Below are 13,297 nucleotides of genomic sequence, written 5' to 3' on the forward strand. Positions count from 1 at the left end.
TCATGCCAGCCTCCCCCGCTCCCGCCGTCAGTGACGCGCAGCGCCTGCGCGTGCTGTTTGCCGGGATCTGCGCCCTGGTCCTCACCGTGGGACTGGCGCGTTTCGCCTACACCCCGATGCTGCCGGTGATGCACCGCGAGGCTGGTCTCACCGACTTGGCCGCGGGCTGGCTGGCCACTTTCAACTACGCGGGCTACATCACCGGAGCGATGATCGCCGCCTCGGTGGGCAACCCGCAGCAGAAGTTCGTGATGTACCGCGTCGGGCTGGTGCTGGCCGTGGTGACGACCGCCGCGCTGGGCCTTACCGACAACACCACGCTCTGGGCCGTGCTGCGCTTCGTCTCGGGCCTGTCGAGCACGGCGGGTCTGCTGCTGGCTTCGGGGCTGGCGCTGAACTGGCTGATGCGCAACGGTTTCCGCCCCGAGCTGGGGCTGCATTTCACCGGCCTGGGGCTGGGCATCGTGGTGTCGGGGCTGGCCGTGGCGGCCATGTCCGGCTGGCTGAACTGGGCGCAGCAATGGTTCGGCCTGGGGCTGCTGGGGCTGGTGTTCTTCGTTCCGGCCTGGCTGTGGCTGCCGCGGCCCGCACCGGCAGCGCCGCTGCGCGCGGCGGGAGCACATGCCCAAGCGGCAACGCCTGACAGGCGCTGGCTGTGGCTGATGGTGGCGATGTATTTCTGCGCCGGGTTCGGCTATGTGATCAGCGCCACCTTCATCGTGGCCATTCTGGTCAAGCTGCCGCTGCTGGCCGACCACGGCGGCTGGGTCTGGGTGATCGTGGGGGCGGCGGCGGTGCCTTCGAGCTTCGCCTGGGACCGCATCGCCCGCGCCCGGGGCGAGATCGCCGCGCTGCTGCTGGCCTTTGCGCTGCAGACGGTGTCCATCCTGCTGCCTGCGCTGACGACGAACGCGGCGCTGAATCTGCTCGGCGCCGTGCTGTATGGCAGCACCTTCGTGGGCATCGTCAGCCTGACGCTGACCCTCATCGGCCGACACTTTCCCGACAATCCGGCCAAGGCCATGGCACGACTGACGCTGAGCTACGGCGTATCGCAGATGGCGGCACCGGCGATGGCGGGGTTCATCGCCGCGCGCACCGGCAGTTATCACGGCGCGCTTTACGTCACTGCGGCGGTGATGCTGGCGGGAATAGCGCTGCTCGGGGTCATGCAACTCGACACCATTCGTGACAGGCGGCGCTGAAACGCTTTGCCTGATGTGCGTCGATTGCACGGTTGAAAATCGTCATTCGCAACCCAATTGTTCAACAGGCTGAAAGCATGGCCGTATAAGAAACCAAGGAGCCTCTCGATGATCATCAAACCGCATTTCGAAGGATTGTCCACAAGCGACACGAGCACATGGCAGGCCACCGTGGACGACTATGCCTCCAGGCAATTGCGCCCGATGCTGCAGGCGCACGGCGTCGGCAACGGCGTGCTGCACGCCACCCTGCGCAGGCTGTCGAAGCGACAACACACATTCGAAGCCGAGCTTTACATGCATCTGCCCGGGAAAAAAATCATCACCGCCACGGCACGCGGCGAGCAGGTGCCTGCGGTCACTGAACGCGCAGTGGATCGCCTGTTTCGCGAGGCAAAGCGACATTTCGCGCAATTGCACGGTCAGGGCCGCGATCGCCGCACCCTGCGCAAGCAGCGCCTGGACGAGATCGAACAGCGCTTGGCCGCGCTGCCTGCGCCGGTAGCCGAGCAGTCCCGGCAGGGCATTGAGACCTTGCTGCAGCAACTCACGCCGGTAGCAACTCGCGAACTCGCTTACCTGCGCGCAAACGGCGATCTACCTGCGGGCTATCCAACCGTGACTGACGTGGTCGATGAAGCTGCAGCCCAGACCCGTGCCGCCTGGAAAGCAGAGTACGACGCATCCAAGGTGTACCAGCAATTGCTCAAGCACCTGTTCAAGGCCATTGACCACGAGGTGGCTGCGGTCAGGCCTTATGCTGAGGCCGAATCGATCGATGCCGAAGTTGCACCGGACGCTGAGGATCAGGCCGAAGCGATGGTGCAAGAGGAGGTCTATGAGTATTACCAGCCAGACGACAGCCTGAGCTTGGCCGATGTGCTGCCAGCAGCCGATACGCAAGCCGAAGAATCGGCTCCTGAAAAGGAAGGAGAAGACACACAGGCTGAAGAACTGGCCATTGCGCAATCAGAGGATGAGCAGCCCGATGGCCCTCGGCGCAGCGAACAGGCTTATGCGCTGAATGTGGTCAAGGCACTGCCGATCGTTTGGCGGCGGGCGCTTTTGCTGCGGGCATTTGACGACCTGAGCAACGCCGACATCGCCTCGGTGCTGGAAGTGGAAGAGGCCGCGGTGAACGGCTGGATCGACCAATCGTGCAGCTTCGTCCAGGCCCGGCTGACCGACGCCGGTGTGCCGCTGCCCACCGGTCATGCACGCGAGGTGGTTCTCACGCTATTGCAAACCCGGCGTTGACCGACTGCTGCGGCGCCTGCGCCGCAGCCAGCGCGCGGACATACGCTGCAGTGCCCTCTTCCACCGTGGCGAAATGGTGGGTGCAGCCGACAGCGCGCAGATGGCTCAGGTCGGCCTGGGTGTGACACTGGTACCTGCCCACCAGGGCATCGGGGAAGGGGATGTAGGCGATTTCTCCGGCTGCCACCAGATCGGCCAGCGGCAACGCCGGTTGACCGCGCAACTGTCGCATGGTGTTGACCACAGTGCTTGCCACATCGTTGAACGGCTGGGCGCGCCCTGAACCCAGATTGAAAATGCCGGTCTTGCCGGGATGGTCGAAAAACCAGAGGTTGACGGCCACGACGTCGTCGATCCAAACGAAGTCGCGCTCCTGAAGGCCAGGGCCATAACCGCCGTACTCGCCGAACAGTTTGACCTGGCCTTGTTCGCGGTACTGGTTGAAGTGGTGAAAGGCCACCGAAGCCATGCGCTCCTTGTGCTGTTCGCGCGGGCCATAGACGTTGAAATAGCGAAAGCCCGCGATCTGCGCCGTGGCGTGCGGCAGCACCCGGCGCACCACCTGATCGAACAACAGCTTGCTATAGCCGTAAACATTGAGCGGGCGCTCGAACGCGGGGTCTTCGCGGAAGGTGCTGCTGGCGCCGTAGGTGGCTGCGCTCGACGCATAGAGCAGGCGCACGCCCTGCTGCTGAGCCGCGTCGAGCAGGGTTCTGCTGGCGCGGTAGTTGTTGTCGAGCATGTAGCGGCCGTCGTGCTCCATGGTGTCGGAGCAGGCGCCCTCGTGAAACACGGCCTCGACCTTGCCGTAATGCCCGCTGGCAAAGTGCTGGAAGAAAACCGTCTTGTCGATGTAGTCGCAGATCTGCAGGTCCACCAGATTGCGGAACTTGTCGCCCCGGGTCAGGTTGTCCACCGCGATCACTTCGGTGATGCCGCGGGCGTTCAGGCCCTTGACGATATTGCTGCCAATGAATCCGGCCGCGCCGGTGACGATGACTCTCATGCCTGCCCCCAGAGTTCCTTGGGTGTGACGCTGGCCGTGCCCAGCTTGCCCACCACGATGCCCGCGGCGCGGTTGGCGGTGCGCACCGCGTCTTCCATCGACATGCCGGCGCCGAGCATCACGGCGGTGGTGGCGATGACCGTGTCTCCGGCTCCGGAGACGTCATACACCTCTTTCGCCTCGGTGGGAATATGCAATTCACCCTCCTCGGTGTAGAGGCTCATGCCCTCTTCCGAGCGCGTGAGCAAAAGCGCCTTGAGGCCGAGCTTTTTGCGCAGGCCTTGCGCGCGCGCGGTGAGATCGGCTTCGCTGCTCCAGTCGCCCACCACTTGCGCGAGTTCGGCGCGGTTGGGCGTGAGCAGGGTGGCGCCGGCGTAGCGGCTGTAGTCGCGTCCCTTGGGGTCGACCAGAATGGTCTTGCCCTGGGTGCGGGCCAGATTCATCATCTGATCGAGGTGTTCCAGGCCGCCCTTGCCGTAGTCGGATAGCAGCACCACGTCGTGGAAGGCCAACTCCTGTTCGTAGCGTTCCATCATCGCCGCGAGCACTTCATGGTCGGGCTTCTGCTCGAAGTCGAGGCGGATGAGTTGCTGCTGGCGGGACACCACCCGCAGCTTGACCGTGGTCTTGAGCGTAGGGTCCTGCCGCATGGCGTTGCGGATGGGCGTATCGACCAGCAGGGTGACGAGCTTGCGACCGGGTTCATCGGCCCCCACCACCGACAGCAGCGTGGCCTGCGCCCCCAGCACCGCGGCATTGAGCGCCACGTTGGCGGCGCCGCCCACGCGGTCTTCATCGCGCTGCACGCGCACCACAGGCACAGGCGCTTCCGGAGAAATGCGATCGACGGCGCCGAACCAGTACCGGTCGAGCATGACGTCGCCCACGATGAGGACGCGGGATTGAGCGAGTTGTTCAGCGTTCATGATCCAAGAAGGGAGAGTTCTTCCAGGCGGCGGGGCGGGTAAGTCTCCCAGCCCTGACAGCCTGGACAGTGCCAGAAGTATTGCCGCGCCTCGAAGCCGCAAGCCGCGCAGCGGTAGCGCTGACGGCTGCGCAGCGCATTGTCCACCGCGCCCTGCATAGCCGTGGCCACCTCGGGCACCACGGCACCGGGCGCGGGATGTTCGAGCACGCGCTTGAGCGCCAGCAGGCTGCGATGCGATTGCAGATAGCCCTGCGCACAGCGCGCCCGCGAGGCCGGATCGGGGTCGAGCAGCAGCACGGCGTCGAGCAGGTCGATGGCCGGAGTCTGCTCCAGCCGCTGACGCAGCCAAGCCAGCCCCTCCTGCACCTGTCCGAGTTGCTGACGAAGCTGCGCGATCTGCACCGCGGCCAGTGCAAGGAATTCGGGCTGGACCAAGTCGATGGACTCCAGGCTCTGCAGGGCCAGCGCCAGATCGCCCCGTTGCTGCGCCCACTGCGCCCGCAACATCCTGGGGCGAACCCCCTGGGGCGACGCCTGCAGGGCCGCATCCAGCGCCTGCTGGGCTTCGGCTTCACGCCCGGCCGCCTGATGCTGCGCCGCCAGCTCGCACCAGTACTGCGCGATCTGGCGCTGATAGGTGCCGGTGGCGCGCAGCTCGAGTTCGGCGGCACGGGCGATCGCCTTGTGCCAGTCCTGCGTGCGCTCGCTGATCTGCAGCAGCGACGTCAGCGCCTGCGAGGCATAGGCGCTGCGTCGCAGGTCTTCATAGGCGGTCTCGGCGCGGTCGAGCAGACCGGCCTTGAAAAAGTCCTGTGCCAGCGCGAGCTGGGCGCGCTCGCGCGCCTCGCGCGGCAGATCGGCGCGCGAAAGCAGGTTCTGATGCACCCGCACCGCCCGCTCGTATTCGCCGCGGCGGCGAAACAGATTGCCCAGCGCGAAATGCAGATCGACGGTGTCGGGGTCGGCCGTCATGGCTTCGATGAAGGCGTCGATCGCCTTGTCCTGTTGTTCGTTGAGCAGGTGGTTGAGGCCGCGGTAGTAGGCCTGGGGGGCATCACGCCGCAAGGCGCGCTCCTTGCCCACCTGCCTCAGATCCACCCGCGAAGCCAGCCACCCCAGCGCGAACATCAAGGGCAGAACGAGCAGCCACCAGAGGTCAAACTCCATCGATGGGCCTGTCGATCGGATGCTGCGGGAAGTCGGTCTGCGCTGCCGGCGTGGCGACTGCGGCCGTCTGCGCAGTTTCGCCTCCGCGTGCCACCTTGCCGCGCTTGCGATGCCGCATCCACGACGGCAGCAGCGCCAGCACTCCAAGCACCGCGCCCAGGGCGAACACCACCAGCAGGAGCACGATCATGGGCGTGCGCCACTCGGTGCCGAACAGCAGATGCAGCGTGACCGGCTCCAGATTGTTCAGCGCCAGGCCAAATAGGAGCAGAAAGACGATCAGCCGCAGGAACCAGCTCAGGATGCGCATGAAAACCGAATTCGAAACGGGTAATCCGGCAAGCATATTGCATTCCCCCCGCCGGGCATCGCGGTCATGCAAAACGCCGGGTGGACAATAGGGCGCATCGTTCCACCAAAATCAGGATCATGTCCCACCGTCCCCAAGCCCTGCATTGCCCTGCCCCCGTCGCCGACGCCGTTTTCAGCGATCCGCAAGCCGCGCTGGATCAGGTCCAGGCCATTTACGCCGCCGGCATCGCTCATCTGCGCGGCAAGCTGTCCGAGTTCATCGCGGGCACCCTGCCCCCGGGGCGGGTGCGCGCCTGCTATCCCGTGGTGCGGGTGAGGATAGACAGCGTGGTGCGCCCCGATTCCCGGCTTGCCTACGGCTTCGTTGCCGCCCCCGGCGTTTACGAGACCTCGCTCACCCGGCCTGAACTGTTTGCCGACTACCTCCGGGCGCAGTTTCAACTGCTGCTCGACAACCACGGCGTTGCGCTGGAAATCGGCGTGGGCGAACAGCCGATTCCGCTGCATTTCAGCTTCGCGGGCAAGGCCCACGTCGAAGGACATCTCAGCCTGGAACAGCGCCAGCAGTTGCGCGACATCTTCGACCTGCCCGATCTGGCCGCGATGGACGACGGCATTGCCAACGGCACGCACGAAACCCCGGACGGCCAGCCCATGCCGCTGGCCCTGTTCACCGCGCCGCGCATCGACTACTCGCTGCATCGCCTGCAGCACTACACCGGCACCGCGCCCGAACATTTCCAGAACTTCGTGCTGTTCACCAACTACCAGTTCTACGTCGACGAGTTCGTTCGCATGGCCCATGCGCTGATGAACCAGGCCGCAACCACGGGAACCGACGACGACGCGGCCTACACCGCCTTCGTCGAACCCGGCAACTTCGTCACCCACAGGGCAACCGCGCACAGCCCTGCCCGCACCGAGGGACACGCCTCCACCCGGCTGCCGCAGATGCCGGCCTATCACCTCACCATGCCCAACCACGGCGGCATCACCCTGGTCAACATCGGCGTCGGCCCGGCCAATGCCAAGAACATCACCGATCACATCGCCGTGCTGCGCCCGCATGCCTGGATCATGCTCGGCCACTGTGCCGGACTGCGAAATTCACAAAGGCTTGGCGACTACGTACTGGCGCACGGCTATGTGCGCGAAGACCATGTGCTCGACGAGGAACTGCCGCTGTGGGTGCCGATTCCGCCTCTGGCCGAGGTGCAACAGGCCCTCGAAGGCGCCGTGGCCGACATCACCCAGTTGCATGGCTACGAGCTCAAGCGCGTGCTGCGCACCGGCACGGTGGCCAGCACCGACAACCGCAACTGGGAATTGCTGCCCTACCCCGGGCCGGACCGGCGCTTCAGCCAGAGCCGCGCCATCGCACTCGACATGGAAAGCGCCACCGTGGCCGCCAATGGCTTTCGCTTCCGCGTGCCCTACGGCACGCTGCTGTGCGTGAGCGACAAGCCGCTGCACGGCGAGCTCAAGCTGCCGGGCATGGCCGATCAGTTCTATCGCCAGCAGGTCGAGCAGCACCTGCGCATCGGCCTGCGCGCCATCGCCCGCTTGCGCCAGCAGACCATGGGAAGGCTGCACAGCCGCAAGCTGCGCAGCTTCGACGAAGTGGCGTTTCAGTGAGTCGGGCGCGGCTTCAGGCGGTGTAGCGCACCTGATGTGCCTCAGCACTGGGGCGCGATTCGATCTGGCCGATGACCCAGCCCGTCTCGCCCTCGGCGCGCAGGGTGGCGAGCACGGCTTCGGCCTCGTCTGCGCCGACGATCAGCACGAAACCCACGCCGCAATTGAACGTGCGGCGCATTTCCTCGTCGCTCACTCCGCCCTCGCGCTGCAGCCAGGCGAACAGCTCGGTCTGCCCCCAGGTGGAGGGATCGAGCACGCACTGCACGTTCTCGGGCAGCACGCGCGGAATGTTCTCGCTCAGGCCCCCGCCGGTGATGTGGGCCATGCCCTTGATCGTGTGTTGCGCCAAGGCCTTGAGCACGGGTTTGCAGTAGATGCGCGTCGGCGCCATCACCGCGCTGCGGAAGTCCTGACCATCGAGGGTCGTCGGCAGTTCACCCGGGCCGCTGCGGGCGATGATCTTGCGCACCAGCGAATAGCCGTTGGAATGCGCCCCGCTCGACGCCAGGCCGATGACCCGGTCGCCTGCGGCGATGCTGCGGCCGTCGATGATGCCGGCTTTCTCGACGGCGCCGACGGCAAAACCCGCCAGGTCATATTCGCCCGCCGGGTACATACCCGGCATCTCCGCAGTTTCGCCACCGATGAGCGCGCAGCCCGCCTGCTCGCACCCCTTGGCCACGCCCCCGATGACCTGGGTCGCGGTCTGCACCGCCAGCTTGCCGCAGGCGAAATAGTCGAGAAAGAACAGCGGCTCGGCGCCCTGCACCAGCACGTCGTTGACGCTCATGGCCACCAGATCGATGCCGACCGTGTCGTGCCGGTCCCACTCGAACGCGAGCTTGAGCTTGGTGCCCACGCCATCGGTCCCCGACACCAGCACCGGCTCGCGGTAGCGTTTGGGCACCTCGAACAGCGCCCCGAAACCGCCGATGCCCGCCAGCACGCCGTCGCGCAGGGTGCGCCGGGCCAGGGGCTTGATCGCATCGACCAGCGCATCACCTGCATCGATGTCCACGCCGGCGTCGCGATAGGTCAGGGGAGTTTTTTGCATGATGGGCGGCAGAGTGAGGAAGGGAAAGCGCGGGGACTTCGCACCCCGGCGCCAACAAAGGGCGGCACGGCACGGTGCCGCAGCACCCACCGCATAAAATGACAAGGCCGCGATTTTATCGAGTGCCACCTGCGCTTTCCGCATCCCAACAGACTGGCGCCACGGCACAAGCCTGTTCTCCGACCTTCCGACCTTCCGACCTTCCGACCTTCCGACCGCCCCCATGCTCCTGGCTCCGTCCGTCAAGAATGCCCTCATCTGGCTCGGCATCGGCTTGGTCGCGCTGTGGCTGATTTGGTTGCTCGGCAGCATTCTGATGCCCTTTCTCGTGGGGATGACGCTGGCGTATGTGCTGCACCCTCTCGTGGAGCGTCTGAAGCAAAGGCGCGTTCCGCGGGCGCTGGGTGCCGCCATGGCGCTCATCGTGGCCATTGGCCTGTTCGTCGGCCTGTTTCTGCTGCTCGTGCCCGTGGTCACCCAGCTGGTGCCGTTGATCCGCGAGAAGTTTCCCTTGCTGCTTCAGGCCATCATCAACTGGGGCACCCCGCTGCTGGCGCGCTTCGACATTCACGTGCAGTTCGATATCAGCAGCATGCAGCAGACCTTGGCGAAGTATCTCACCACCCATGGCGAAGACTGGGCGGCGCTGTTGCTGCGCTCGGCCAGCACCGGCGGCATGGGGCTGCTTGTGCTGCTGGGCAACCTGACGCTCATTCCGGTGGTCGCCTTCTACCTGCTGCTCGACTGGGAGCCCACGCTGGCGCGGGCGCGCAGCCTGATCCCCCCCAAACACCGCGACGCCGTGCTGAGCTTTTTCCACGACTGTGACGTCATCCTCGGGCAGTACCTGCGCGGGCAGCTGCTGGTGATGCTGATCCTGGCGTTCTATTACTCTCTGGGCCTGGTGATCGCCGGATTCAACCTCGCCCTGCCCGTGGGCATCTTCACGGGCCTGGCGGTGTTTGTGCCCTATGTGGGTTTCGGCCTGGGACTGCTGCTGGCCTTGCTGGCGGGTGCACTGCAATTCCTGAGCTGGTACGGGGTGATCGCCGTGGCCATCGTCTATGGCATCGGGCAGCTCATCGAAAGCATGTACATCACGCCGAAGTTCGTCGGCGAGAGCATAGGCCTGCATCCCCTGCTGGTCATTTTCATTTTGCTCGCGTTCGGCACCCTGTTCGGCTTCTGGGGCATTCTTCTGGCGCTGCCTGCGGGCGCGGTGCTGCTGGTGGTGGTGCGCCGCCTGCTGGCCTGGTACCGAGCAAGCGCGCTGTTCGTCTGACCCATGACCTCGACACAGCGCTCATCGTCCACCTCAGCCATCCGGTCGATCGCTCAACAGCAGATTCTCCCCCTCGACTGGGAGGATGAGCGCAGCCTCGACAATTTCGACACCGGCGGCCAGACCGACAACGCGCTGGTGCTGCAAGCCGTGCAGGATCTGCTGCTGCAGCGCCGCCATGCCGCGCTCTACCTCTGGGGCGACAGCGGCAGTGGCAAAAGCCATCTGCTCTGGGCCGCCTGCAACGCGGTGCGCAAGCAAGGTGCCTGGGCCCTGCTGCTGACGCCTCAAACGCCGACCTCCGCCTGGCCCGACGTCAACGACCTGCTCGCCCGGCCGCCCGGCGGGATTCTGGCCGTGGACGACGCGCACGCCCTTGCCGACTGGCAGCAGGACTGGGTGTTCGGGCTCTACAACGCCGCCCGCACGGCCGATCAGGCCTTTCTATCCAGCGGTCATGCCGCCCCTGCGGCGTTGCCGCTGCGCGCCGATCTGCGCACCCGTCTGAGCTGGGGACTGGCCTTGCGCCTGAGCCCGCCGGACGACGAGGTACGCGCCCGGGTGCTGCAGCGGCTGGCCCACGACCGGGGCTACAGCCTCAGTCCCGAGCTGCTGCACTACATGCAGACCCACCTCAGCCGCGACCTTTCGCAACTGGCCCGGCTGATGGCCGCGTTCGACCGCTATGCTCTGGCTGCTCAGCGCCCGGCCACGGTGCCTCTGCTCAAATCGCTCCTTGCCGAACAGCCGCAGCTGCTGCACACCGCAGCGCCCGAACCGGTCTCCGGTTGAGCCTTTCTGACTCCGACTCTCTTTTTCCATGCGCAAGCTCGCCCTGTTTGATCTTGACAACACCCTGATTCCCTTCGACTCCGATCATGCCTTCGGGCAATACGTGGCCGAGCTGGGCTGGGTCGATGCGCAGCAGCACCGCGAGCAGAACGAGGCCTTCTACCGCCAATACAAGGCCGGCACACTCGACCTTGCCGCCTATCTGCGCTTTGCCCTGCAGCCGATCGCCGGACGCGATCTCGACACCCTGCATGCGGCCCACGCCGCCTTCATGCGCGATGTCGTGATGCCGCAGATCCAGCCTGCGGCCCGGCAACTCGTCGAGCGCCACAAGGAGGCGGGTGATCTTTGCTGCATCGTCACCGCCACCAATACCTTCGTCACCCGTCCGATCGCCGATGTCTTCGGTGTCGAACACCTCATCGGCGTCGAACTGGAGCGCGATGGCCAGGGCCGCTACACCGGCAACTGGGTCGGCACGCCGTCGTTTCGCGAGGGCAAGATCGTTCGCACGGAGCAGTGGCTGGGTGAGCAAGGCTTGAGCTGGAAGGATTTCGACCAGATCTGGTTCTACAGCGACTCCATCAACGATCGCCCCCTGCTCGAACACGCGACCCATCCCGTGGTCGTGCATCCCGACCCCTTGCTGGCCGCCATCGCCCAGGAAAAAGGCTGGCCCACTCTCGATTTGTCGACATGATCCGTAAATTCATCAGCCGCCTGTTCACACCGAATAAGAACGAAGACGGCCCGCAACGGCGCGGCTCGCGCCGCGATCTGCCCAGAGCACAACACCAGATCGACGCCAACCGCATCTCGCCCAACGCCCGCAACACCGTGCAGACGCTGCAGCAGGCCGGGTTCGAAGCCTACATCGTCGGCGGCGCGGTGCGCGATCTGCTGCTGGGCCTCAAGCCCAAGGACTTCGACGTCGCCACCAATGCCACGCCCGAGCAGGTCAAGCCGCTGTTCAAGCGCGCGTTCATCATCGGCCGACGCTTTCGCATCGTGCATGTCGTGTACGGCCGCGACATCATCGAAGTCTCCACCTACCGCGCCCTGCACGATGCGCAGGCCGCCGAGTCGGTCGACGGCAACGAGCGCACCTCGCGCCGCGCCCTGGCCGACAAGACCCTGGCCGTCGACAGCAGCGGCCGCGTGCTGCGCGACAACGTCTGGGGCACCCTCGACGACGATGCCGAGCGCCGCGACTTCACCGTCAACGCCCTCTATTACGACCCGATCCGCGATGTCGTCGTCGACTATCACCAGGGCATGAAAGACCTCAAGGAGCGCCGTCTGCGCATGATCGGCGACCCCGCCGCCCGCTACCGCGAAGACCCGGTGCGGATGCTGCGCATTGCACGCTTCGCCGCCAAGCTCGGCTTCGACATCGACCCCGCCACGCTGGCGCCCATCGCCTCCAGCGCCGATCTGCTGGCCAACGTCCCCGCCGCCCGGCTGTTCGACGAAACCATCAAGCTGCTGCAGACCGGCCACGCGGTCGCCTCGCTGCAGCAACTGCGGCGCCTGGGCCTGCACCACGGACTGCTGCCTCTGCTCGATCCGGTGCTGGAGAAGCCCGAGGGCGAGCGTTTCATCATGAACGCCCTGCAAGACACCGATGCCCGCATCGGCCAGGGCAAGACCGCCAGCCCGAGCTTTCTCTTCGCCTGCCTGCTCTGGCACGATGTGGAACAGCGGTGGAACGCGCTGCGTACCGAAGGCACCGCCCCGCTGATGGCGCTCGACCAGGCTGCCGACGAGGTGCTGGCCGCGCAGGCCGAGCGACTGGCCATCCAGCGCCGCATCGCCACCGACATGCGCGAAATCTGGTCGCTGCAATCGCGCTTCGAACGCCGCACGCCCCGTTACGCCAACAGCCTGATCGCGCATCCGCGCTTTCGCGCCGCCTACGATTTCCTCAGTCTGCGCGCCCGCAGCGGCCAGGCCGAGCCGGAACTGGCGTCATGGTGGGAAGCCTTCCAGTTCGCCGATGCCGAAGGCCGCGCCGAGATGCTCGCCACCGCCCCGCAACCCAGTGCCGCGAGCAAACCCAAACGGCGACGCCGCCGCAAAAAGCCCGCCGACGGCAGCAACACCGACGACGCTCCGGCGCAGGCTTCCGACTCAGAGTAAGCACCGATGTCCTGCGCCGATGATGTCGAAGCCTTCATCGCCCTCGGCGCCAATCTGGGCGATGGTCCGGCCTCCTTGCGTGCGGCGGTGCAGGCCATTGATGCCTTGCCCCTGACCCGGGTGAGCGCGCGCTCCAGCCTTTACCTCACCGCACCACAGCAGGCCACAGGCCCAGATTACTGGAACGCCGTCGTGCAGGTGCGCACCGCGCAGTCGCCCGACGCCCTGCTCGACGCCCTGCTCGACATCGAAGCGCGCATGGGTCGCCTACGGCCCGCTGGCGAAATCAACGCCCCGCGCATCCTCGATCTCGACCTGCTGCTCTACGGCAGCCTGCAACGCCACGGCGAACGGCTGACCCTGCCGCACCCGCGCATGACCGAGCGCGCGTTCGTGCTGGCTCCGCTTGCCGAGATCTGGCCCGAAGGCCGCATCGCTGGCTCATCCGTGGCCGAACTGGCCCAGCGCTGCGTGGCCGAGGGTCAGCGCATCCAGCGGCTCGAACTGCTTTGAATCG

General features: G+C 65.9%; 13 protein-coding genes. 8 read left to right on the forward strand and 5 right to left on the reverse strand.

What is annotated here, in order from left to right; all coding sequences use genetic code 11:
• Positions 1–2: 2 nt before the first annotated feature.
• Together ASC45_RS07920 and ASC45_RS07925 are read left to right on the forward strand one after the other, a co-directional pair.
• Complete coding sequence (locus tag ASC45_RS07920; RefSeq protein ID WP_055450501.1) at positions 3–1,205, forward strand: YbfB/YjiJ family MFS transporter; 1,203 nt, start codon at positions 3–5, stop codon at positions 1,203–1,205.
• Between the two features lie 108 nt (positions 1,206–1,313).
• Entirely contained in the window at positions 1,314–2,462 is a 1,149-nt protein-coding gene (locus ASC45_RS07925; protein WP_055450502.1) for a sigma factor-like helix-turn-helix DNA-binding protein, read from the forward strand.
• Here ASC45_RS07925 and rfaD read toward each other — a convergent pair.
• The 4 genes from rfaD to ASC45_RS07945 are packed head-to-tail and all read right to left on the reverse strand — an operon-like array spanning position 2,437 to position 5,873.
• Positions 2,437–3,468 (reverse strand): ADP-glyceromanno-heptose 6-epimerase, encoded by a 1,032-nt coding sequence (gene rfaD / locus ASC45_RS07930; RefSeq protein WP_055450503.1) that lies wholly within the window; start codon positions 3,466–3,468, stop codon positions 2,437–2,439. The two genes, ASC45_RS07925 and rfaD, sit on opposite strands and share 26 nt — an antisense overlap.
• Positions 3,465–4,394 (reverse strand): D-glycero-beta-D-manno-heptose-7-phosphate kinase, encoded by a 930-nt coding sequence (gene rfaE1, locus ASC45_RS07935; RefSeq protein WP_055450504.1) that lies wholly within the window; start codon positions 4,392–4,394, stop codon positions 3,465–3,467. The genes rfaD and rfaE1 overlap by 4 nt, the downstream gene beginning before the upstream one ends.
• Positions 4,391–5,563, reverse strand: a complete 1,173-nt coding sequence (lapB, locus tag ASC45_RS07940) for a lipopolysaccharide assembly protein LapB (RefSeq protein WP_055450505.1) — start codon at positions 5,561–5,563, stop codon at positions 4,391–4,393. The genes rfaE1 and lapB overlap by 4 nt, the downstream gene beginning before the upstream one ends.
• Positions 5,553–5,873, reverse strand: coding sequence for a LapA family protein (locus ASC45_RS07945; RefSeq protein ID WP_055450506.1), 321 nt, complete (start codon positions 5,871–5,873; stop codon positions 5,553–5,555). Before ASC45_RS07945 ends, lapB begins: the two co-directional genes overlap by 11 nt.
• Positions 5,874–5,992: 119 nt before the next feature.
• Between ASC45_RS07945 and ASC45_RS07950 the strand changes: the two genes are divergently transcribed.
• Positions 5,993–7,510: an AMP nucleosidase gene (locus ASC45_RS07950; protein ID WP_055450507.1), complete on the forward strand. Its 1,518-nt coding sequence runs from the start codon at positions 5,993–5,995 to the stop codon at positions 7,508–7,510.
• A gap of 13 nt (positions 7,511–7,523) precedes the next feature.
• Here ASC45_RS07950 and purM read toward each other — a convergent pair whose 3' ends face one another.
• On the reverse strand, positions 7,524–8,567 hold the full coding sequence (gene purM / locus ASC45_RS07955) for a phosphoribosylformylglycinamidine cyclo-ligase (RefSeq protein ID WP_055450661.1): 1,044 nt from the start codon (positions 8,565–8,567) through the stop codon (positions 7,524–7,526).
• A gap of 223 nt (positions 8,568–8,790) precedes the next feature.
• Here purM and ASC45_RS07960 point away from each other — a divergent pair, with 223 nt between their 5' ends.
• From ASC45_RS07960 to folK, 5 genes are read left to right on the forward strand one after another with little or no spacing between them, the layout of a single operon-like run.
• Positions 8,791–9,849, forward strand: a complete 1,059-nt coding sequence (locus tag ASC45_RS07960; protein ID WP_055450508.1) for an AI-2E family transporter — start codon at positions 8,791–8,793, stop codon at positions 9,847–9,849.
• Positions 9,850–9,852: 3 nt separating this feature from the next.
• Positions 9,853–10,641 carry a DnaA regulatory inactivator Hda gene (gene hda, locus ASC45_RS07965; protein ID WP_055450509.1) on the forward strand — a complete coding sequence of 263 codons (789 nt, stop codon included), beginning with the start codon at positions 9,853–9,855 and terminating at the stop codon, positions 10,639–10,641.
• 28 nt (positions 10,642–10,669) lie between these two features.
• Positions 10,670–11,341 carry a histidinol-phosphatase gene (locus ASC45_RS07970; protein ID WP_055450510.1) on the forward strand — a complete coding sequence of 224 codons (672 nt, stop codon included), beginning with the start codon at positions 10,670–10,672 and terminating at the stop codon, positions 11,339–11,341.
• Entirely contained in the window at positions 11,338–12,780 is a 1,443-nt protein-coding gene (gene pcnB, locus ASC45_RS07975) for a polynucleotide adenylyltransferase PcnB (RefSeq protein ID WP_055450511.1), read from the forward strand. The genes ASC45_RS07970 and pcnB overlap by 4 nt, the downstream gene beginning before the upstream one ends.
• Positions 12,781–12,786: 6 nt before the next feature.
• Entirely contained in the window at positions 12,787–13,293 is a 507-nt protein-coding gene (gene folK / locus ASC45_RS07980) for a 2-amino-4-hydroxy-6-hydroxymethyldihydropteridine diphosphokinase (protein WP_055450512.1), read from the forward strand.
• Positions 13,294–13,297: the final 4 nt, after the last annotated feature.

It is taken from the genome of Thiomonas bhubaneswarensis (genome assembly GCF_001418255.1).
Taxonomy (GTDB): domain Bacteria; phylum Pseudomonadota; class Gammaproteobacteria; order Burkholderiales; family Burkholderiaceae_C; genus Thiomonas; species Thiomonas bhubaneswarensis.